We start from the raw sequence: 20,696 nt of genomic DNA, 5'->3' as shown, positions 1-20,696 counted from the left end.
GGCGCGGGGACGCGACCCGCGCGCCGGCTCCACAGACCCCCGCTGGATCAGCTGGCTTCGGCGGTCTTCTGCAGCTCGCCGAGGACCTTGGCCGGGTCGTCCTTGACGGCGCCGCCGATGGTCTGCTTGATCGCCGGGTTCACCTCGGCCCACTTCGGGTCCTGGAACGGGTAGAAGCTGGCGTTGGGCAGCGCGTCGAGGAACGGCTTGAGCTTCTCGTCGCCGGACAGCTTCTGGATGCCGCCGTTGGTGACGGGCAGCAGCTTGTAGGTGTCGGAGATCTTCTGGGCGGCGTTGCCGGTGTAGAAGAAGTCGAAGAACTTCTTGATCTCGGCGGCGTGGCCGTTCTTGTTGAACGCCATGATCCAGTCCATGACGCCGAGGGTGGTGTCGAGCGGGCCGGACTTGCCGGGGATCGCCGCGACGCCGTAGTTCTTCAGGCCGGCCGCGTCGAAGATCGGGATGGACATCGGTCCGCCGTTGACCATGCCGACCTTGCCCGCGCCGAAGTCCTCCCAGACCGTCTTACGGTCCTTGGTGCCCGGGTTCGGGGTGGTGAGGCCGGCGTCGACCAGGCCCTTCATGTAGGTGAAGGTCTCGACGTTCTGCGGGGAGTTGATGGCCCACTTGCCGGAGGCGTCCTTGTAGCCGCCGCCGTTGCCCAGCATCCACAGGAACGACTCGCCCTGGGCCTCCTCCTGGCCCAGCGGGAGGCCGAACGGCTGGCTCACGCCGGCCTTCTTCAGCTTCTCGGCGTCGGCCTTGAGCTCGTCCCAGGTCTTGGGCGGCTCGGCGATGCCGGCCTTGGTGAACAGGTCCTTGTTGTAGAACAGCGCGCGGGCGGAGGAGACGAACGGGAGGCCGTACGCGGCGCCGTCCACCTTGCCGAAGTCGGCGAACTTCTGCAGCAGGTCGCCGGACACGGCCGGGGACACGACCTCGTCGACCTTGTAGAGCAGGCCGTCCTTGACGAAGCCGGAGTAGTCGCCGGTCTGCAGGATGTCGGGCACCTGGCCGTTCTGGACCATGGTGGCGACCTGCTTGTCGATGTCGTTCCAGTTGATGACCTGGACGTCGACCTTGATGTTCGGGTTGGCGGCCTGGAACTCGTCCACGACGCCCTTCCAGAACGTCTCGCCCGAGTTCGGCTTGCCGGGGCCGTCGCCGTAGTCGGCGGCGACCATCTTGAGGGTGACCTGGCCGCCGCCCGAGGCCTGGGTGTTGTTCCCGCCGCCACCCGAACCGCCGTCGGAGCCGCAGCTGGACAGGACCAGCATCGTGGCAAGGCCGAGAGCGGCGCCGCCCACAAGCTTCATGTTCACTGGTGATACCGCCTTCTCGTCGGACGGGTGGCTGGTCCGTACCAGCTACCTGACCCCGTCCAAGGGGATGAGGGGCGCGAGAGCCACAGCTCAACGCGTTTGCGCCAGAGTAAGCCTGTGTTCAGCAGCCGGTCTATACCGGCTGGTATCGGTTTGAAAACACTCAGGGCAGAAAAAGCTCACAACCGGTCTAGACCACGCGTCACAGGATCTTTCTCCGCACGTTCTCCCCGCCGTCCGGCGTCCCGATCCACGGCCCCTCGATGGACGGGTCGAGGATGCCCTCCTCCAGGAACTCGTAACGGCCGTCGAGCACGTAACCGGCCAGGCGGACGTCCTGTTCGTCGCTGTTGTCCCAGAGCTCGTCGAAGAGCGTGCGGACGCGGCGGCGGGCCTGCCTGCAGAAGGTGTCGGCCAGCTCGTACGGCCTGCGCCCGAGGTCGTCGGCGTCCTCCTCGGCCTTCAGGCAGACGGCCGTCATGGCGTACAGCTCGGCCCCGATGTCGACGATCCGGCCGAGGAAGGACTGCTTGTGCTCCAGCCTGCCCTGCCAGCGCGACATGCCGTAGAAGGTGGACCGGGCCAGTTTCCTGCTGGTCCGCTCCACGAACCGCAGATGCTGGGCCAGCGGGCCGAAGGCGGTGTAGGCCGTGGGCAGGTTGCCCGAGCCGGCCATGAGAGTCGGCAGCCAGCCGGCGTAGAAGCGGCTCGCCCGGCCGAGCGCCTGGGCGCGTTCCTGGCGGGACGCCTCGGGGTTGATCAGCTCACCGGCCGCGGTCAGGTGGGCGTCCACGGCCTCGCGGGTGATCATCAGGTGCATGATCTCGGAGGAGCCCTCGAAGATGCGGTTGATGCGGGAGTCGCGCAGCATCTGCTCGGCGGGCACGCCGCGCTCGCCGCGGGCGGCCAGCGACTCGGCGGTCTCGTAGCCGCGTCCGCCTCTGATCTGGACCAGTTCGTCCAGCGACCGGTAGGACATCTCGGTGGCGTACAGCTTGGCGAGGGCGGCCTCGATCCTGATGTCGTTGCGCCGGTCGTCGGCCAGGCGGGCGGTGAGCTCGCTGACGGCGTCCAGGGCGTACGCGGTGGCCGCAATGAAGGCGATCTTGGTCGCCACGGCCTCGTGCCGGCCCACCTTGCGCCCCCACTGCTCGCGGGCGTTCCCCCACTCACGGGCGATCTTCAGGGCCCACTTGGCGCTGCCCGCGCAGGTCGCCGGAAGGGACAGGCGGCCGGTGTTGAGCGTGGTGAGCGCGATCCGCAGCCCTTGGCCCTCCTGCCCGATCAGGTTCCTTGCCGGGACTCTGACCTGGGAGAACTCGGTGACGCCGTTCTCGATGCCGCGCAGGCCCATGAAGCTGTTGCGCCGCCTGACCGTGATGCCCGGACTGTCCCCCTCGACCACGAAGGCGCTGATCTTCTTGCCGGTCCTGGCCATGACCACGAGCAGGTCGGCGACGACGCCGTTCGTCGTCCAGAGCTTGACGCCGTTCAGCACGTAGTCGTCGCCGTCGCGCACGGCGGTCGTGGACAGCCGCGCGGGGTCCGAGCCCACGTCGGGCTCGGTGAGCAGGAAGGCCGAGATCTCGCCGGCCGCGCAGCGGGGCAGGAACTCCCGCTTCTGCTCCTCGGTGCCGAACTGCTTGAGCGGCTGCGGCACGCCGATCGACTGGTGCGCCGACAGCAGCGTGGCCAGCGCGGGGCAGTAGGAGCCGACCAGCGTGAGGGTGCGGCAGTAGTACAGGTAGGGCAGGCCGAGGCCGCCGTACTCCTCGCCGATCGTGATGCCGAACGCCCCGAGGGCGGCCAGGCCCTTGACCACCTCGTCGGGCACCTGCGCGGTGCGCTCGATGAGGGCGGGGTCGACGTGGTCCTCCAGGTAGCGCCGTACCGCCCGGACGAACTCCTCGCCCCGCCTGGCGGCCTCGTCCGGCAGCCTGGGCGCCGGATGCACCAGGTCCAGCCGGAGATCGCCGAGGAACAGCTGCTTGGCGAAGCTGGGCCGCGTCCATTCGCGCTCCCTGGCCTGCTCGCCGACCTGCCTGCTCTCCGCGTACTTGGTCTGCTCACTCATGGCACCCTCCCGACGGTGCGCCGTCATGTGCTGGGAGTACTGCCCGCCTGACGGCTTTAAGCACGCCCAGCGCGACGGCGGCCAGCACGGCCGGCACCGCCAGGAAGGCCCCGCAGCACGCCAGCGCGACCGCCGACATCCCGGTCGCCACGACGGCGGTGACCCGCAACCGCCCGGCGGGCAGCACCCGGACCGCCGCCGCCACGCCCGCCGCCGTGACGGCCGCCAGGCACGCCGAGGTGGCCCGCATCAGCAGGTCCAGATCCACCGCCCACACCACGACGGGCACCGTCAGCACGGCCAGCGCCCCCAGGCTCCGGTACGGCCCCCGTCCCCCGGCCAGCCAGGCAGGCATGGCCCCGTCCCCGGCCAGCGCCACCCCCAGCCGCGCCGCCCCCGCCAGGTACGTGTTGACCGCCCCGAACGTCAGCAGCACCGCCAGCACCCCGGTCACCGGCCGCGCCACTCCCCCGAGGCCGGCCTCCAGCAGCGCGCTCAGCGGCACGCCCGGCATGTCCGCGCCGAGCACGCCGACCGAGGTGATGCTGACGCCCAGGTACAACACGCCGACCACGACGAGGGTGACCACGGTGGCCCTGGTCAGCCCGCGCCTCCCGGCGGCGAACTCGGCCGACAGGTGGCTGGCCGCCTCCCAGCCCACGAAGGCGAACATGAGCACCCCGGCCGCGCCGGCCACCCCGGCGAGCCCGTGCGGGGCGAAGGGGGTGAAGCGGTCGAGGTCGGCCCGCGGGGCGGCGGTGACCACGGCGACGGCCAGCAGGGCGACGAGCAGCGCGACGGAGGCGAGCTGCAACCGCCCCGAGGTACGCAGCCCGGCCGCGTTGGCGGCGAACGCCGCGGCGAGGATCAGCACGCCGGCCAGGGTGCCGTCCACGCCCAGGCACGCCTCGACGTACCGGCCGCCCACGAGCGCGCCCGCCACGGTCCCGACCGGCACGGCCCCGTAGAACCACCAGCCGACCACGGCGGCGGCCCGCGGCCCGAAGGCCAGCCCCGCGAAGCTCGCCACCCCGCCCCCGTCGGGATACCGGACGCCGAGCGCCGCGAACGTCAGCGCCACCGGCACGCTCAGCGCGAGCAGCCCCGCCCAGGCCAGCACGGAGGCCGGCCCCGCCGCCGTGGCGGCGAGCTGCGGCAGCACCAGCATCCCCGGCCCCAGCACCGCGCCCACCAGCAACGCCACGCCCTGCCCCGCACCCATCCGGCCCTGTTCAGTCATGCACGTGAAAGTAGCCCGATCGTTCGGCCTCACCCCCGCTCCACCGAACGTTCGATCGGAGAAGGGTGCAGAATCGCGTCATGGACGAACTTGATTCGGCGATCATCCGCCTGCTCCAAACGGATGCGCGGCAGTCCAACCGGGAACTGGCCCGCCGGCTCGGCATCGCCCCCTCGACCTGCCTGGAACGGGTGAGGGCGCTCACCCGGCGCGGCGTGATCCGCGGCTACCACGCCGACATCGACCCCGCCGCGCTCAACCGGAGCACGCAGGCGATGGTCTCGGTCCAGGTCCGCCCGCTGAGCCGGGCCGTGATCAACGCCTTCAAGCAGTCGGCCGCCGAGCTGCCCGAGGTGCTGAGCGTGTTCGTGCTGGCCGGCGGCGACGACTTCCTGCTGCACGTCGCGGTCCAGGACCTCGACCACCTCCACGCCTTCCTGCTCGACCGGCTCAGCAAGCGCAAGGAGATCGTCGGCTTCCGCACCTCGGTGATCTTCCAGCAGGTGCACGACACGGTGCCGGAGCGGCTGCCGTCCCCCATGGAGACCTGACTTTCGTCGGGGGTACCACTAGACCGTCGGCAGATTCGGAGGTGGGGGCGTTCTCCGTACGTTTGCCTGCATGAGCTTGAAGATCGCCCTCGCCGGGCTGGCCGCGGCCCTGACCCTCACCCCCGCTTCCGCCCCGGCCTTTGCCTCGGCCCCCGTCGAGCCGACCCCCGCCGCCGTGGACTCCTACCTGCGCGAGGCGCTGGAGGCCACCGGCGTGCCCGGCCTGTCCGTCGTGGTGACCCACGGCGACAAGGTCGTGCACGCCGCCGGGTACGGCAAGGACTCCGAAGGGCGTGCGATCAGCGCGGCCACGCCGATGCGGGTGGCCTCGGTGAGCAAGTCGTTCACCGCGCTGGCCGTGATGACCCTGGTGGAGCAGGGGAAGATTGCACTGGATGAGCCGGTGGCCGGGCAGCTTCCCGGTTTCCGGATGGCCGATCCGCGCCATGCCAAGATCACTGTGCGCCAGTTGCTGAACCAGACCTCCGGGCTGTCCGACAGCTCGCTGGACATCGGCGACCTGGAGTCCGCCGGCTCGCTGGCCGACTACACCGCCCGCCTGGCCGAGGGCCGCCTGGCCGCCGACCCGGGCAGCCGGTACGCGTACTGCAACGTCAACTACGACCTGGCCGCCCGGCTGGTCGAGACCGCGAGCGGCCGGCCCTTCGACGCCTTCATGAAGGACCGCGTCTTCGGCCCGCTCGGCATGACCGGCAGCGCCGTGAGCGCCCAGGCCGTCCGGCCGGCGGACGGTTTCGTCTCGGTCTACGGCATGTGGCTGCCCCGGCCGGAGGCGTCCGGGTTCCTGGACGGCAGCGGCTCGGGCGCGGTCATCACCACTGCCGCGGACATGGGCAAGTGGCTGATCGCCCAGAACGGCGCCGGCCGCCCGCTGGTCAAGAAGCAGAGCCTGGAGACCATGCACAAGCCCGGCCTGCAGGGCTACGGCATGGGCTGGGGCCTGGAGGAGGAGTCCGGACTGCTCGTGCACTCCGGCAACCTGTTCACCTACAACGCCGTCGAGGCCGTCTCGCCGAAGACCGGCTACGGCTTCGCCGTCATGACCAACGGCGCCTCGCTCTACGACCCCACCTACGACATCATGCGGGGCCTGGCCGCGATGAGCGAGGGCCGCGCACCGGCCGCCCTGGGCGGCGACCGACAGCTCTACGACCTGGTGCTGGGCCTGCTCGCCGTCGTGGCGGCCGGCCTCGGGGTCATGGGCGTGCTGCGGGCGCGGCGGTGGGCGTCCCGGCGATCGGGGAAGCCGTGGTGGCGGATCGCCCTGCGGCTGGTGCCGGTGCTGCTGCCGGTCCTGGTGTTCGCGTTCTACCCGAACTGGGTCTCCGTGCTGCTCAACGGCCGGTACGTGACCTGGGAGCAGCTCACCTACTTCCCGGCGTCGTTGTCGATCACCCTGCTCGCCGCGGCCCTCGCAGGGCTCGTGACCGCCGTCGTCCGAATTTGTGTACTGTGTAAGCTTACCAAGTAAGCAAATTCGAGGAGATCCCGATGACCGTGGTCGCCGTCGCCGTCCCGCTCGTATGGCTCGCCTGGCTCGTCCTCATCGACTGGGTGCCCATGTTTCCGCTCAACGACCTCAGCGGGGCGAACGTCAAGGGCCGGGCCCTGGCCGCCGCGATCAACTACCCGTTCCCGCTGCTCATCGCGGCCGGCGTCGCGCTGCACCGGACGTGGTCGCTCGCCGCCGCGACGGTTCTGTGCCTCCTGGTCATGACCGGTCACGTACGGAGCTGGTGGCTGCCCTACTTCGGCACGGCCACGGACGAGCAGCGCGAGCTCTACCAGCGCGAGTACAGCCGCACCTGGAAGGTCCTGCCGACCGCGGGCCGTGCCGTGGTCATCGACGTCCAGCACATGGTGGTGGGCGTGCTGTCCCTGCTCATGCTGGCGACCACGATCGTCGTTACGCTGACCGCATGACTCAGGCACCCAGGCGGGCGGGGCGACCGGCCGTGCTCAGCGTCGAGCGCATCGTGGCCGCCGCCGTCGGCATCCTCGACGCCGAGGGCCCCGACGCGCTGACCATGCGCCGCCTGGGCGCCGACCTCGGGGTGGCGGCCATGTCGCTCTACCGCCACGTGCCCAACCGGGACGCGCTCGTGGCCCTGGTCGTCGACCGGCTGTTCGCCGAGGCCATGGCCGGTTACACGCCGGTCTCCGACTGGCCGCGGGCGCTGGCCGGGTTCGCCGTGGCCTACCGCCGCTCCCTGCTCGCCCACCCGCGCGCCGTCCCGCTGCTGGCCACCCACCCCGTGGACGTACGGCTCGCCACCGAGCTGATCTCCGGCCTCCTGGCCCGCTTCGAGGCGGCGGGCGTGCCCACCGCCGACACCGTCAACGCGGTGCAGTCGGTGGGCGTCTACGTGCTCGGCCACGCCCTGGCCCAGGTCGGCTCGACCGCCGAGACCCACGACGCGGACGCCCTGCGCTTCTACGACCAGTGGTTCGACGCGGGCCTGCGGGCCATGGTGACGGGCTTCGAACAGCAGCTCGCGGCGGCCGGTTAATTCAGTTGCCCGGCGTCACGGACACGCCGTAGCTTGTCGGTCATGCGCCTTTACCTGTGACAGCAGCCACCTCAGTCCATCGTCCGACAGACGCGGCCACGCTGTGCTCGCCGACGCCCGGCCCTTTCCGGAGCCGCGTCCTGAGTTCGCGTAAAGGAGCTTCGCATGCGAGTTCGCTCAGCCAGGAAGAAGACCGCCACGCCCGTGCCGCCCCGGCAACTGCCCAAGATGCCGCAGCGACCGGTCGTGCCGCCCCGGCGGATCATCCCGCCCAAGGGCCGCTAGACAACTACCGGGATGGTAGTTAGCGGGCGCCGCCTCCCCTCTTACGCCCGGGAGGCGGCGCTCACCCTTTTCCTGGACCGGTTCTCCTAGAGCCGCTCGATGATGGTGACGTTGGCCTGGCCGCCGCCCTCGCACATCGTCTGCAGGCCGTAGCGGCCACCCGTGCGCTCCAGCTCGTGCAGGAGCTTGGTCATCAGGATCGCTCCCGTGCCGCCCAGCGGGTGGCCGAGCGCGATGGCGCCGCCGTTGGGGTTGACCTTGGCCGGGTCGGCGTCCAGCTCCTTGATCCAGGCCAGCGGCACCGGGGCGAACGCCTCGTTGATCTCCACGACGTCGATCTCGTCGATCGACATGCCCGCCTTCTCCAGGGCCCGCCGGGTGGCCGGGATCGGCGCGGTCAGCATGTACACCGGGTCGTCGCCCATGAGCGCGAGCTGGTGGATGCGGGCGCGCGGGGTCAGGTTGTGCTCGCGTACGGCCTGCTCGGAGGCGATCAGCACGGCTCCGGAGCCGTCGGAGATCTGCGAGGAGGTGGCCGCGGTGATCTGGCCGCCCTCCTTCAGGGTCTTGAGCCCGGCCATCTTCTCCAGCGTGGTGTCGGGCCGGGGGCCCTCGTCGTCCTCGACGCCGTTGATCGGGGCGATCTGGTCCTTGAAGTAGCCGTTCGCGACGGCCTTGGCGGCGCGCTGGTGGGACTCGTAGGCGAACTGCTCCAGCACGTCACGCTGGAGTCCCCACTTCTCGCACATCAGCTCGGCGCCGCGGAACTGGGAGATCTCCTGCTTGCCGTAGCGCTCGACCCACTTGTCGCCGAACGGGAACGGCATGCCCTTCTCCAGCGCGGCGGTGATCGACGCGCCCATCGGGACGATGCTCATCGACTCCACGCCCGCGGCCACCACCAGGTCCTGGGTGCCCGACAGGACACCCTGGGCGGCGAAGTGGATGGACTGCTGGGACGAGCCGCACTGCCGGTCGATCGTGACGCCGGCCGTCGTCTCGGGCAGGCCCGCCGACAACCAGGCGTTTCGCGCGATGTCCATGCTCTGGGGGCCGAACTGCATGACGCACCCCATGATGACGTCCTCGACCGCCGCCGGATCGACGCCGGTGCGGTCGATGAGCGCCTTCAGCGTGTGGGCGGCCAGGTCGGTGGGATGGACGGTGGACAGACCGCCCTTCTTCTTGCCGACCGGGGTACGGACCGCTCCGACGATGTACGCCTCTGCCACAGTGCCTCCTGGAAACCGAGCATTATTCGGTTATTAGGGAGAGACTACAACAGAACGACGTTCTGTGGCTCGTCACTCCGGGGGCAGAAGGTCCTCCGCGGCGTCGACCCTGAACCGCCACCGGTCCACGACCAGCCCGTTCAGCGATTCTGCCAGCTCCAGAGCCAGACCTCCGAGCTTGACGGGCTCGTCGCCGCGCAGCTCGATCGCGGTCAGCTCGGTGGCGAACGGCAGCAGCTCCCCCACCGCCGGCGGCTGCCCCTTCTGCGGGACCAGCGCTGCCCGGATGTCGCCCGACGTGTACGTGAACTCGTCCTCCCCCTGCTCAAGCAGGGGCGCCAGGTCCTCGGCGGACGGGCGTACCGGCAGGATGACGGCGGGACCGCCCCCCTCACCGTCAGCCGGATCGCTCACCTCGCCCCGGCACACCGCGAGCCCCTTGAGCCGGAAGGCCAGCCCCTCGGCCAGGTAGCGGTCGAAGAAGTCGAACGGCAGCGGCCCCTCGGCGGTGACCCGGCAGGCCCACACCTTCTCCAGCACCCCGCCGGTCAGCTCGCTGTCGGCCTCGACCGGCGCGCACACCCGCACGTCGGCCGCCACGATGTCGTCGCCGTCGGGTCGTGCGTCCGGATCGGCCAGCCGGACGATCCGCAGCAGCTCGGCGGCGTCCGGTTTGACGGGCAGTGCCGCCGTCGGGCCAGTACGCAGTCTCCGCTTCGCCATCCAGCCCATGCCCGCCTCCGCGAATCAGCTTCGATAGGAGCTCGTCATCGTCGCGTAGACGATGATGTTGTCGTTGTAGTGCCCGATGGTGCGATCGTAGGCCCCACCACAGGTGATGAGGTGGAGCTGGGCGTTCTCCCTGCCCCCGTAGACGCGCTCGGTCGGGAACGTCTTCTTGCTCGCCTGCTCCACGCCGCCGACCGTGAACACGGCGGTCGTCTTGTCCTGGCGTCTGACCTCGATGGTGTCGCCGTTCTTCAGCTCGCCGAGGCGGCTGAACACGGCGCTGCGCGTCCGGGTGTCCTTGTGCCCGAGCAGCACCGCCGGGCCCGCCTCGCCGGGCGTGGACATGTTCCGGTACCAACCGGCCAGGTTGGGATTGTCGGACGGCGGCACCTCGATCGCCCCGTCCTTCGCCAGCCCCACGGACTTGATCGGCGCGTTGATCCCGAGCCGCTTGATCACGATCCGGACCGGTGTCGAGGGCAGCATCGGCGGCGCCGGCACGATCTGCGGCAGCGGCGGCGGCTGGTCCGGCGGCGCCTGGAACAACGCCTGCTGCGGCTGCCCCGACGCCTGCGTCTGCACCGCCACGGGCAGGGCGTCCCTGTCCATGCCGTACTCCTCGGGCGACTGCAGCACGATCAGCATGCCCGCCACGACCGTGACGACCCCGGCGATGGCCGCGCCGATCAGCACGGTCCTGAGCGCGGCACTCCCCCTGTCCCGCGGCGGCGGGCCACCGTAGGGATACTGCCCGGCCACGCCGCTCAGCCCCTGCCTGCGGTACGCCGGCGCAGCACCAGCCCACCGGCCGCCGCGGCCGCGATCAGGACGGTACCGGTGAGGACGAACAGCCGCCCGTCAGGCCCCGCCATACCCCCGGCCCCGGTGTCGGCCCCGGCCTTGGGGGTCTTCGACTTGTCGGGCGGGGTGACGGTCACGGTCGCGGTGCTGGTCTTGGTGGGCTTGGGGGTGGTCGTCGTGGGGGTGGGACTCGGGCTGGGGCTGGGGCTGGGCGACGGGCTCGTCCCCGTGCCGGCCGCGACCTGGAAGGTGAAGCTCTTGAGGTTCGTCGTGGGAGCCACGCACTTGATCACGCTGCCGGTGGTCGCCGTGGCCGAGGTGCCGAGGATCACGTCGCCGGGGGTGAGCGTCACCGTGCCGGTCGTGGTGGGCTTCACCTTGAGGGTGACGCTGGGCAAAGTGGTGATGTCCTGCCCGACGACGACGTTGGTCAGCGCGCCCTCGGCCGCCGCGGGCTGGGTGACCCCCGCGCCGGACGCCTTCATGTTGAGGAAGTACTTGCCGCCGCTCGCGGGGAAGCCGGTGGGGGCCTTCAGCGTGTCAAGGCTGCTGGTCTCGATGGTGCTGGTCCACGAGATGCTGACTTCCTCGTTCGCCTTGGCGTTGGTGGGCAGGGTGCCAGGAGTGATCTTGATGTCCACGTCGGCCGGATAGGCCGGATCGTTGATTGTCGTGTCCACCAGATCACACTTGTACGCGACCACATCCGTCCCGGTACCGCCGCCTCCGCCGGTCTGAACCGGGATCGAGATGCTGGTGGGGGTGGCCGACCCGTAGGTGCAGGTGGTCGTGTCCTGGCCGATCTTGATGCTCAGCAACGGCGTCGTCCCGGTCGCCGTCGCGGTCGGCGCGAGGATGAGGTTGCCCCCCGTCGTCGCGGTCACGCTGACCGACGCCGACATCTTGGGAGGCGTGTAGGTCTGGCCCATCGCGACCACCGCGGTCGTGCCCGTCCCGGTGCCCTTGAGCTGGAGGGGCGTTCCTCCGGTCACCGTGAGGTCCCCGCCGCCGGTTGTGACGGTCTCACCGGCGGTCAGGGCCTTCGTCACCGGGATCGCCGGGAACGTCCAGTCGATCGTCGTCGACTTGGCCGGTTCCACCGACGCCGGAGGCGTGATCGTCACGATCACGGGACCAGCCTGCAGAGCACCACCCGTGCAGTTGTAGGTGATCTTCAAGGGGTCCACCATCGCCGCTTCGGCGGGGAAGGACAGGCCGACCACCGAGCCGACGGAGACGGCGAGTGTGCCCATCAATCCCAAGGCGGAGGTCTTGTGGGCGAGGCGGCGCCACGCCTGGGACGTAAGCACGGGTCCATCTCCGTTTCAGCGCAGTGTCAACAGTCGTGCCAGAATTCCAGCCGATGGTCACGGTTCGGTTGAGATCCTACGAACTGTCCCTGTCAACTTCCCGTAAAACGCAAAATTCGCCCCAAAAACCCCATCAGCCCTTCGTCTTCGACAGGGTCGCGTACACCACGATGTTGTCGGTGTAGCTGTGCGCCTCCTTGTTGAAGACGCCGCCACACGTGATCAGCCTCAGCTGCGAGTCCTTGGTGTTCCCGTACACCCGGGACGTCGGGAACGACGACTTGCTGACCTGCTCGATCCCGCTCACCGTGAACCGGGTGACCTTCCCGTCCGACCGGTACACGTAGATCTGGTCACCCTTGGCCAGCTCGCGGAGGCGGTCGAAGACGGCGGGGCCCTTGCGGGTGCTCACGTGGCCGTTGATGACCGCGGGCCCGAGCTCGCCCGGAACCGGCGAGAAGCGGTACCAGCCGGTCTGGTTCGGCCTGCTCAGCGGCGGGGTGCCCAGGTTGCCCTTGATGTCCACGGTGACGCCGCCGATGGGGGCGTTCACCTTGATCTTGGGAATCTTGATCCGGCTGGGCCGGGCCTTGGCCTTGGCGGCCTTGGTCTTCGCCTTGGGGATCGGCGGCACGGTCGGCGCGGCGGCCAGCGGCGGCGGCGCCTCCGGCCGGGCCGGGGTCAGCGTCGCGCCCTTGCCGCCCGGACCCACGGTCGCGGGCAGCACGAACGCGCCGGCGTTCTCGATCTGCACGGTGGTCGGCCGGTCGGCGGCGGCCAGCGTGCCGGAGCCGTCGTCCACCTTGGGCGCCACGGAGAGCAGGCCCACCATGATCGCGCCGACGCCGGCCAGCGAACCGGCGATCAGCAATCCGGGCATCGCCCGCTGCATCGGAGTCTTCTGCTCGGCCATCACTTCGTTCCTCCCGCGTGCGCGGCCCTGCGCCGGCGCAGAGCGAGCCCGCCGCCCGCGCTGCCCATGAGCAACATCGCCCCACTGGCCATCAGCCCGTACGGCCGGTCCGGCTCGTCGGGCGCCTCACCGGTGTCCACCCCGCCCTTGGGGATCTTGGCCACCTGCGCCCTGACGTACGTGGTCGCCGTCGGGCCGGTCGCGGTGGGCGTGCTCGTGCTGGTACTCGTCCCGGTCGCCGCCGGCACCACGATCACGTGCCCGAGCCCGCTGCTCGGGGTGGGCCGGGAGTGGTTCCGCGTGGGGGTGCTGGTCGCGGTGGACGTGCCGGTGTTGGTGGGGGTGGTCGTCGGGGTGGTGGTCGTGGTGGGGGTCTGCGACGGGTCGGGGGTCTGGCTGTTGGTCGGTCCCGTCTTGTCCCGTACGGTCACCGTCACCGAGACCGGCCCGCCGACCAGCTTGCACTTCGCGCCGTGGTAGCCCGTCGGGATCTTGGCGGTGTTGGTGGACACCTTGAACGCGTCGAGCCAGGCAGGCTTGCTGGAAGCGTTCTCGATCTTGATGGTGTGCTTGCCGTACTTCAGCTCCGGCGACTTCCAGAGCGTGAAGCCACCGTCGAGGTCGTCGTTGACGGGCAGGTTGTCGTCGGAGCGCGAGGGGTCCACTCTGGCCACCTTGCTGCCGTCGATGTAGACGTCCACCGGGCCGGCGTCCTTGTCGTGCGGCCCGATGTACTCCACGCCCGTACCCGTGAAGCTCAGCTCGGCCCAGGCGCCGAGGTCGTTGGTCTCGTGCAGGTCGTTGTGCACATGGTTCTCGGAGCCCGGACGGTCGTCGAGCGAGGTCCAGCCGGGTCCGTAAGTGACCTTCATGTCGGTCGGGTTGTCGGTCTCGTTGCCGTCGTTGGCGATGACGGTGCCGTCCGGCGGGGTGAAGTCGAGGTCGATGTCCTTCGGCGTGACCTTGATGGTCCCGACCTTGTCGATCAGGCCGGGGTCGTTCAGCGACTCGGGCAGCGACAGTTCGTAGTCGGGGCGCAGCTTGCTTTTCTGCTCGACCGAGCCCTTCGGCTGCAGGATGCCCTGCCAGCTGCTGGCCAACTCGACGTTACCGGTGGCATGCACGTTGGCGCCCGGAGCGAAGTAGCCGGGCGACTGGAGCCGTCCGTGGTCGGCGTAGTCCAGCTTCCACGTGAAGTTGAGCGGGTCGCCGACCACCAGGTCGGTGGCGAAGGTGAGATGGGTGTTCAGGCGTACCGGCCCGTGCCTGACGATGCTGTCGGTCCCGGAGGGAACACATTCGTACTGCACGTCCAGGTCGGCCGGTGCGGCCAAGGCCGGGACGCCGGGCAATGCAACCACCCCGATGGCCGCCACCGATGCGATCGACGCGGCGAGCAACGACTTGCGCCACCGACTCACGGGACACTCCGATCATCACAAATAGACCGAGGGTAGATCTTAGAGTCGAAAACACCCCCAACGCAGGCCGATTCCCTCAAGTTCCAGCACTTGTGATGAAGCCGTGTCCCCCGCTGTCCTCCTCGCCCGAAAAGCGGGTATACCTCCGGGTAACAGAATCGTATTCTGTCGTGCACGACACCTGCTTGGAGGCGAACCGATGCAGCGAGACCTCTTCGACGAGGAGCACCTGCTCTTCCGGGAAACCGTGCGCGAGTTCATGGCCCGCGAGGTCGTGCCGCACCACGGCCAGTGGGAGAAGGACGGCATCGTGCCCCGCGAGGTCTGGAAGAAGGCCGGCGAGCTCGGCATGTTCGGCTTCGGCGTCCCGGAGGAGTACGGCGGATCCGGCATCACCGACTTCCGCTACAACGCGGTGATCGTCGAGGAGATCATCGGGAACGGCGCCTCCGGCCTGGGCTTCTCCCTGCACAACGACGTCATGGCCCCGTACGTCGTCGAACTCACCGACGACGGGCAGAAGCAGCGCTGGCTGCCCGGCTTCGCCTCCGGCGAGCTCATCACCGCCATAGCGATGACCGAGCCGGGCGCCGGCAGCGACCTCCAGGGCATCAGGACCACCGCCGTCCGCGAGGGCGACCACTACGTGGTCAACGGCCAGAAGACGTTCATCACGAACGGCGTCAACGCCGACCTCGTGGTCGTGGTCGCCAAGACCGACCCGGACGCGGGCGCCAGAGGCACGACGCTGATCGTGGTCGAACGCGGCATGGACGGCTTCCACCGCGGCCGGAACCTGGACAAGGTCGGCATGAAGGCCCAGGACACCGCCGAGCTGTTCTTCGAGAACGTCCGGGTGCCGGTGGCCAACCGTCTGGGCCCGAACGAGGGCGAGGGCTTCTTCCACCTGATGAACAACCTGCCCCAGGAACGCCTGTCGATCGCCGTCGCGGCCGTGGCCGCGGCGGAGGCGGTGCTGGAGCAGACGATCGAGTACTGCAAGACCCGCCAGGCGTTCGGCCGCAACATCGGTTCGTTCCAGAACACCCGCTTCGTCCTGGCCGAGCTGGCCACCGAGACGGAGATCGCCCGCCACTACGTGGACAAGTGCATCCTGGCGCTCAACGCCAAGCAGCTCACCGTCGTGGACGCGGCCAAGGCCAAATGGTGGACCACCGAGCTGCAGAACAAGGTCATCGACCGTTGCCTCCAGCTCCACGGCGGCTACGGCTACATGATGGAGTACCCGGTCGCCAAGGCGTGGCTGGACAGCCGCGTCCAGACGATCTACGGCGGCACCACCGAGATCATGAAGGAGATCATCGGCCGGTCCTTCGGATTCTGACGGCAGCCGCGCGCCGGGCCGGGCCGCGCCGCATACTGTCAGCATGGACGGCGGCCTGATCCTCCTCGTTTTCCTGGCGTTACTGTTCGCCTGGGGGCTCAACCGCGTGCGCAGGGCGTTCCGGTTCGGCCCCGTCGGCTACGTGGGCGTGATGATCGTGTTCATCATCGCCATGCTGCTCGTCTGGGGCCAGACGATGCGCTGACGCCGGGAGCGCCTCAGCCCGGCATCCCCTCCACGAACCGGGTCAGCAGCCGGGCGAACCCGGCCCGCTCGGCCGCCGACCAGTCTGCCGTGGCCGAGGCGAAGGCCGCCTGCCTGGCCTGCCGGGCCTGTCCGAGCGCCGCGACGCCCGCCTCCGTCAGCACCAGCCACGCCCGCCGCCCGTCGGCCTGATCGGCCTCCCGTCGCACCAGCCCCGCCGTCACGGCCGCCGTCACGAGCCGGCTCGCCCGCGGCTGGTCGACGTTCAGCGCCTCCGCGACCATCGACACGGTGACCTGCCCGCCGGCGCCCTCGACCACGTCGAGCACCTCGTACTCGGGCCCCGTCGCGCCCTGTCGCCGGGCCAGCGCCCGCCTGCTCTGCCTGCGCCTGATCGCGACCATCGCGCGTTCGATCGCGACGATTTCCTTGTCTTCATACATATAGTTGTTATTGTACATGCATGGACAAACCTATCGGATACTGGGTGAAGCACCTCGACAACCTGCTGGAGGACGCGATGGGCCAGACCCTGTCCGCGTACGGCGCCTCGCGCAGGGAGTGGCAGCTTCTCCACGCAACCGCCCACGATCAGAACGCCGCCGCGCTGGCGCCGTTCGAGGGGGTGGAAGAGGCCGTACAGAGTCTGACGTCGAGGGGATGGCTCGCGGACGGAGAGCTGACCGCCGAGGGAAGGGCCACGCACGCCGCGGTCTCCGAGCACATCACCCGATTCAGGCGGCGCATCACCGAGGGCGTGAGCCCGCAGGAGTACCTGACCGCCGTCGACGTGCTGCGCCGCATGGCGGCCAACGCCGAACGTTAGCCGGCCGCCCGGTCGGCCTCCAGCACGACCCGGGCGACCAGCCCGGGATCGTCGCTCATCGGCACGTGCCCGCAGCCCTTGAGCAGCCTGACCCGCTGCCCCGACCACCGCGCCGCGCGGACGGCCTGGCGGCGCGGCAGCAGCCGGTCACGCTCGCCCCACGCGATCGTGACCGGGCACTTGGGCGGAGCCGGCGGCATCAGCCCGCCGAACGACTCCAGCGTCTCGTCGAACCCGGCCGCTCCGGCCAGCGCCTGCGCGGCCGCAACGAGCCCGGCGGGGTCGAGCCGGCCCGGCCGGGCGACCAGGATGCCGCTGGACAGGGCGCGCGTGAACGGGCTGCCGGCCGCCATGGCCGCCTGCTCCGGCGACATCGCGCGGGCCGAGCCCCGCAGGGCCTTCAGCATCGACTGGCAGTAGAGCAGCTCGGACCGCGACCAGAACCCGGCCGGTGACAACGCGGTCGCCGTGCGCACGACGCCGCGCGAGGCGAGTTCGAGCGCGATGTAGCCGCCGAGCGAGTTGCCCACCACGTGCGGCTCCCGGATGCCGAGCAGCGCGCAGAACGACTCGACCGCGTCCGCCAGCGACTCCGCGGTGTACGGGATGCCCGCCGGCAACCGCGGCGACACCCCGAAACCGGGCAGGTCGATCGCGATCACCGTGTGGTCGGCGGCCAGCCGGTCCATCACGGGCAACCACGCCTGCCAGTGGTGTCCGATGCCGTGGACGAGGATCAGCGGCTCGCCGGTGCCCCGGCGCTCGAAGGCCAGCTCCATGCGGCCCAGTGAACCACTCACCTGCGCCGGGTGGGAATCTCGAACCAGACCGCTTTGCCTTCCCTGGTGGGACGGGATCCCCAGCGCTTGGCGAGCTGGTCGACCAGGTAGAGACCGCGGCCGCCCTCGTCGTTCTCACCGGCGCTGCGGATGCGCGGCAGGCGCAGGTCCTGGTCGAACACCTCGACCCAGACCGACTCCTCGCCCCTGCGCAGCCTCAGCGTGAACTCCTTGTCGCCGACCGGCTCCTCCTCGAAGCCCGGCATGTCCCAGGAGTCCTCGAACGGCAGCGGCGGCCCCTCGACGACCAGCTCCCGGCGCGGGGAGTTGGCGGTGGAGGCGTGCAGCACCACGTTGGTGACGACCTCGGAGACGAGCAGGCAGGCCAGCTCGGCCCGTTCTTCGGGCACGTTCCAGCCGGAGAAGGCCTCGGAGGCCATGCGGCGCGCCTCGCCGACCATGATCGGCTGGGCCGGGAAGGTGCGCTCCTCGACGTCGAGGTCGACGTCGCTGGACCGGACGACGAGGATCGCCATGTCGTCGTCGATCTCGCCGGGCACCGCGACCGTGGCGGCGTCGGCGATGCGCTCGACGTCGGCGTCGGCCATCTTGGCGAGCTTCTCGCACAGCACGCCGAGCGTCTCCTCCTCGCTCGGCATCCGCCCGTCGCGGCCCGGACGCCGGTCGACCAGGCCGTCGGTGTAGAGCAGCAACGCCGCGCCCGGCGGGAGGGTGCGGGTCTCCTCCTTGTAGACCAGGTCGGCGTGCAGGCCCTTGGCCCGGACGCCCAGCGGCTGGCCGACCTCCTCGATGTCCATCTCCAGGCACTGGCCGTCGACCACCAGCAGCGGCGGTGCGTGCCCGGCGTTGGCGAAGGACAGCTGGCGCGACCAGGCGTCGTAGACCAGGTACTGGCAGGTGACGATGGGCGGGATGCTGACGTCGGCGCCGTTGTCGTCCTGCTCGGGGGTGGCGATGATGCGGGTCCACTCGTCGAGCCTGGCCAGGATGTCGGCGGGCGACTTGTCGTCCTGGGCGAAGGCCCGCAGCGCCGCCCTGAGCTGGCCCATGATGGCCGCGGCCTTGGCGCCCCTGCCCTCGACGTCGCCGATCACGATGCCGACCCGGCCGGCCGAGAGCGGGATCACGTCGTACCAGTCGCCGCCGACCTGGGTCTGGATGCCCTGGCCGTGGGAGGCGAGCGGGGCCGCCGGGTAGTAGCGCACCGCGATGTCGAGGCCGTCGAGCTGGGGCAGCGCCCGCGGCAGCAGGTGCTTCTGGAACGACTCGGCCGTGTGACGCTCCTCCTCGAACAGCAGCGCGTTGTCGATCGCGAGGGCCACGCGGGTGGCGATGGCGCCCACGAAGTCGCGGTCGAAGGCGTCGTAGTGGGGGCTGCGCCGGTCGGTCAGGTTGGACAGGCCGAGGTACATCAGGCCCAGCGTCTCGCCGCGCACCAGCAGGGGGGCGACGATGGCCGAGGTCATGCCGATCTCGCCGGCCAGCCGCGCGCTGCCCTCGTGGGGCATCGGGTAGCTGGTGGTGGAGAAGTCCTCCACCAGGATGGTCTCCTGGCGGCGCAGCGCGGTGTCGGCGTAGTGGCCGGAGGGGTAGCGGATCTCCGCGCCCACCGGCTTCCACGTGCCCGCGGGCGGGGTCCAGCCCTGGACGTGCTCCGAGACCCGGCGGACGAGCCGGTCGCCCTCCATGAGCTCGATGAAGCAGTGGTCGGCGAACTGCGGGACGAGCATCTCGGCGACGCGCTTGAGCGTCTCCTCGACGTAGAGCGAGCCGGCCAGGCGTTCGCCGATGCGCTCAAGGAGCCCGAAACGGTCTTTCTCGCGTTCGTTGCTGCGCAGGGCCTCGCGGGCCAGGATGACGATGCCGGTGACCGAGCCGGACGGGTGACGCAGCGGCACGGCCTGGGCGCGGACGTAGACGACCGTGCCGTCGCCGCGCCTGACGTCGAACGTGCCCTCCCACACGCCACCCTTGAGCACGTGCTTGGCCAGCTCGATCGCCTGCGGGTGGTCCTTGTCCATGATCCCGAGGGACAGGACGGACGCGTCACGTGCCGGCGCCTTGCCGGGACGGCCGAACAGCTGCTCGGCGAAGGGATTCCAGTAGAGGAGATTGCTGAAGCGGTCTGTCACGACCACTGCCATTTCGGCATGGTCCAGAACGGACCCGGCACCAAGGTGATCAGCCGTTTCTTGTGACAGATCCCCCCATCGCTTCATCCGGAGACCACTCCTTGGGGTGGCTTGTGCGCACAGCGGACCACGGGCGCTCCTGCAACTGTCTTGGCCAGGGGAGAGTGGAGGGCCTCCCGAGAGGGATTCAACCAAGTGGCTGCGCGCGCGTCAGCGCTTGGAGACAAAAACGTGCGCGGCAACGTCACGCGGAAGCTCCGCGGGAGTGTCGTTCGCGTCACCGTCACCTGTCACCCGCACACCGTCGTCGCTCGCCGCGAGCGTCACCTCGCGTCCGGGTTGTATCCCAACTTGCTTGAGTTTAAGCATCACAGCAGGATCGCTTTGCACTTGTTCGCTGATCCGGCGCACCACGACCGGAATGTCCCTCGGCCCGGCGGCCTCGGACATCGAGGTCAGGACGTTGGCCGCGCCCTCGGCGGCCTCCGGCGCCCCCAGCTCGGCCAGCCCCGGGATGGGGTTGCCGTGCGGGCAGACCGTGGGGTTGTCGAGCAGCGTCACCAGCCGCGCCTCGACCGACTCGGACATGACGTGCTCCCACCGGCACGCCTCGATGTGCACCTCTTCCCAGGGAAGGCCGATGACCTGGGTGAGCAGGCATTCGGCCAGACGGTGCTTGCGCATCACGCGCGTGGCCAGCGTGCGGCCCAGGTCGGTCATCGACAGATGCCGGTCGCCCTCGACGCGGACGAGGCCGTCGCGCTCCATGCGGGCGACGGTCTGGCTCACGGTGGGGCCGCTCTGCTGGAGGCGCTCCGCGATGCGGGCGCGAAGGGGGACGATGCCCTCCTCTTCGAGCTCGTAAATCGTGCGGAGATACATCTCCGTCGTGTCGATCAGGCCGTGTGCGGTCAAGGCTCCTCCCAACTGAAATGCTACGCCGGTCGTGGCGGGGACTGAGCCCGTCCGCTACGGGCACA

Annotated in this window: 20 protein-coding genes; 7 read left to right on the top strand and 13 right to left on the bottom strand. The window is 70.0% G+C overall.

The window, feature by feature from the left end; translation table 11 throughout:
* Positions 1 to 47: 47 nt before the first annotated feature.
* The 3 genes from ACWCSU_RS16480 to ACWCSU_RS16470 all read right to left on the bottom strand — a co-directional run bounded on the left by ACWCSU_RS16480 (position 48) and on the right by ACWCSU_RS16470 (position 4,636).
* A complete protein-coding gene (locus tag ACWCSU_RS16480; protein ID WP_357708241.1) occupies positions 48 to 1,316 on the bottom strand; it encodes an extracellular solute-binding protein in 1,269 nt (422 codons plus the stop codon).
* A gap of 208 nt (positions 1,317 to 1,524) precedes the next feature.
* Entirely contained in the window at positions 1,525 to 3,396 is a 1,872-nt protein-coding gene (locus tag ACWCSU_RS16475; protein ID WP_449935747.1) for an acyl-CoA dehydrogenase family protein, read from the bottom strand.
* Positions 3,389 to 4,636, bottom strand: coding sequence for an APC family permease (locus ACWCSU_RS16470; RefSeq protein ID WP_449935745.1), 1,248 nt, complete (start codon positions 4,634 to 4,636; stop codon positions 3,389 to 3,391). The genes ACWCSU_RS16475 and ACWCSU_RS16470 overlap by 8 nt, the downstream gene beginning before the upstream one ends.
* Positions 4,637 to 4,716: 80 nt before the next feature.
* On the opposite strand from ACWCSU_RS16470, the gene ACWCSU_RS16465 reads away from it, so the two are divergent.
* The 4 genes from ACWCSU_RS16465 (at position 4,717) to ACWCSU_RS16450 (ending at position 7,718) form a co-directional block, all read left to right on the top strand.
* On the top strand, positions 4,717 to 5,187 hold the full coding sequence (locus ACWCSU_RS16465; protein WP_449935743.1) for an Lrp/AsnC family transcriptional regulator: 471 nt from the start codon (positions 4,717 to 4,719) through the stop codon (positions 5,185 to 5,187).
* Between the two features lie 70 nt (positions 5,188 to 5,257).
* A complete protein-coding gene (locus ACWCSU_RS16460; RefSeq protein WP_449935740.1) occupies positions 5,258 to 6,679 on the top strand; it encodes a serine hydrolase domain-containing protein in 1,422 nt (473 codons plus the stop codon).
* Positions 6,680 to 6,699: 20 nt separating this feature from the next.
* On the top strand, positions 6,700 to 7,131 hold the full coding sequence (locus ACWCSU_RS16455) for a hypothetical protein (protein WP_449935738.1): 432 nt from the start codon (positions 6,700 to 6,702) through the stop codon (positions 7,129 to 7,131).
* Complete coding sequence (locus ACWCSU_RS16450) at positions 7,128 to 7,718, top strand: TetR/AcrR family transcriptional regulator C-terminal domain-containing protein (protein ID WP_449935737.1); 591 nt, start codon at positions 7,128 to 7,130, stop codon at positions 7,716 to 7,718. The genes ACWCSU_RS16455 and ACWCSU_RS16450 overlap by 4 nt, the downstream gene beginning before the upstream one ends.
* Positions 7,719 to 8,089: 371 nt before the next feature.
* Here ACWCSU_RS16450 and ACWCSU_RS16445 read toward each other — a convergent pair whose 3' ends face one another.
* The 6 genes from ACWCSU_RS16445 to ACWCSU_RS16420 form a co-directional block, all read right to left on the bottom strand.
* Positions 8,090 to 9,235 carry an acetyl-CoA C-acetyltransferase gene (locus ACWCSU_RS16445; RefSeq protein ID WP_357708232.1) on the bottom strand — a complete coding sequence of 382 codons (1,146 nt, stop codon included), beginning with the start codon at positions 9,233 to 9,235 and terminating at the stop codon, positions 8,090 to 8,092.
* A 72-nt stretch (positions 9,236 to 9,307) separates the two neighbouring features.
* On the bottom strand, positions 9,308 to 9,958 hold the full coding sequence (locus ACWCSU_RS16440) for a hypothetical protein (RefSeq protein WP_357708231.1): 651 nt from the start codon (positions 9,956 to 9,958) through the stop codon (positions 9,308 to 9,310).
* A gap of 24 nt (positions 9,959 to 9,982) precedes the next feature.
* The gene (locus tag ACWCSU_RS16435) at positions 9,983 to 10,657 is read right to left on the bottom strand and encodes a class F sortase (RefSeq protein WP_449935736.1); all 675 of its coding nucleotides are present in this window, start codon (positions 10,655 to 10,657) and stop codon (positions 9,983 to 9,985) included.
* A gap of 71 nt (positions 10,658 to 10,728) precedes the next feature.
* Complete coding sequence (locus ACWCSU_RS16430) at positions 10,729 to 12,018, bottom strand: hypothetical protein (RefSeq protein ID WP_449935734.1); 1,290 nt, start codon at positions 12,016 to 12,018, stop codon at positions 10,729 to 10,731.
* A 190-nt stretch (positions 12,019 to 12,208) separates the two neighbouring features.
* Positions 12,209 to 12,988 (bottom strand): class F sortase, encoded by a 780-nt coding sequence (locus ACWCSU_RS16425; protein ID WP_449935733.1) that lies wholly within the window; start codon positions 12,986 to 12,988, stop codon positions 12,209 to 12,211.
* On the bottom strand, positions 12,988 to 14,409 hold the full coding sequence (locus ACWCSU_RS16420) for a hypothetical protein (RefSeq protein WP_357708227.1): 1,422 nt from the start codon (positions 14,407 to 14,409) through the stop codon (positions 12,988 to 12,990). Before ACWCSU_RS16420 ends, ACWCSU_RS16425 begins: the two co-directional genes overlap by 1 nt.
* A 199-nt stretch (positions 14,410 to 14,608) precedes the next feature.
* On the opposite strand from ACWCSU_RS16420, the gene ACWCSU_RS16415 reads away from it, so the two are divergent.
* Complete coding sequence (locus ACWCSU_RS16415) at positions 14,609 to 15,754, top strand: acyl-CoA dehydrogenase family protein (protein ID WP_364095929.1); 1,146 nt, start codon at positions 14,609 to 14,611, stop codon at positions 15,752 to 15,754.
* Positions 15,755 to 15,797: 43 nt separating this feature from the next.
* Complete coding sequence (locus ACWCSU_RS16410; RefSeq protein ID WP_357708225.1) at positions 15,798 to 15,959, top strand: hypothetical protein; 162 nt, start codon at positions 15,798 to 15,800, stop codon at positions 15,957 to 15,959.
* A gap of 13 nt (positions 15,960 to 15,972) precedes the next feature.
* Here the strand turns inward: ACWCSU_RS16410 and ACWCSU_RS16405 are convergent, their stop codons facing one another.
* Positions 15,973 to 16,401 (bottom strand): MarR family winged helix-turn-helix transcriptional regulator, encoded by a 429-nt coding sequence (locus tag ACWCSU_RS16405; protein ID WP_449935731.1) that lies wholly within the window; start codon positions 16,399 to 16,401, stop codon positions 15,973 to 15,975.
* Between the two features lie 20 nt (positions 16,402 to 16,421).
* On the opposite strand from ACWCSU_RS16405, the gene ACWCSU_RS16400 reads away from it, so the two are divergent.
* The gene (locus ACWCSU_RS16400) at positions 16,422 to 16,784 is read left to right on the top strand and encodes a MarR family transcriptional regulator (RefSeq protein WP_357708222.1); all 363 of its coding nucleotides are present in this window, start codon (positions 16,422 to 16,424) and stop codon (positions 16,782 to 16,784) included.
* Here the strand turns inward: ACWCSU_RS16400 and ACWCSU_RS16395 are convergent.
* The 3 genes from ACWCSU_RS16395 to ACWCSU_RS16385 form a co-directional block, all read right to left on the bottom strand.
* A complete protein-coding gene (locus ACWCSU_RS16395; RefSeq protein ID WP_449935729.1) occupies positions 16,781 to 17,584 on the bottom strand; it encodes an alpha/beta fold hydrolase in 804 nt (267 codons plus the stop codon). The two genes, ACWCSU_RS16400 and ACWCSU_RS16395, sit on opposite strands and share 4 nt — an antisense overlap.
* Positions 17,581 to 19,803 carry a SpoIIE family protein phosphatase gene (locus ACWCSU_RS16390; protein ID WP_449935727.1) on the bottom strand — a complete coding sequence of 741 codons (2,223 nt, stop codon included), beginning with the start codon at positions 19,801 to 19,803 and terminating at the stop codon, positions 17,581 to 17,583. Before ACWCSU_RS16390 ends, ACWCSU_RS16395 begins: the two co-directional genes overlap by 4 nt.
* A gap of 123 nt (positions 19,804 to 19,926) precedes the next feature.
* On the bottom strand, positions 19,927 to 20,631 hold the full coding sequence (locus ACWCSU_RS16385; protein ID WP_357708219.1) for a metal-dependent transcriptional regulator: 705 nt from the start codon (positions 20,629 to 20,631) through the stop codon (positions 19,927 to 19,929).
* Positions 20,632 to 20,696: the final 65 nt, after the last annotated feature.

It is taken from the genome of Nonomuraea sp. NPDC001699 (genome assembly GCF_053596455.1).
This window is presented reverse-complemented; position numbering and strand designations above follow the sequence as displayed.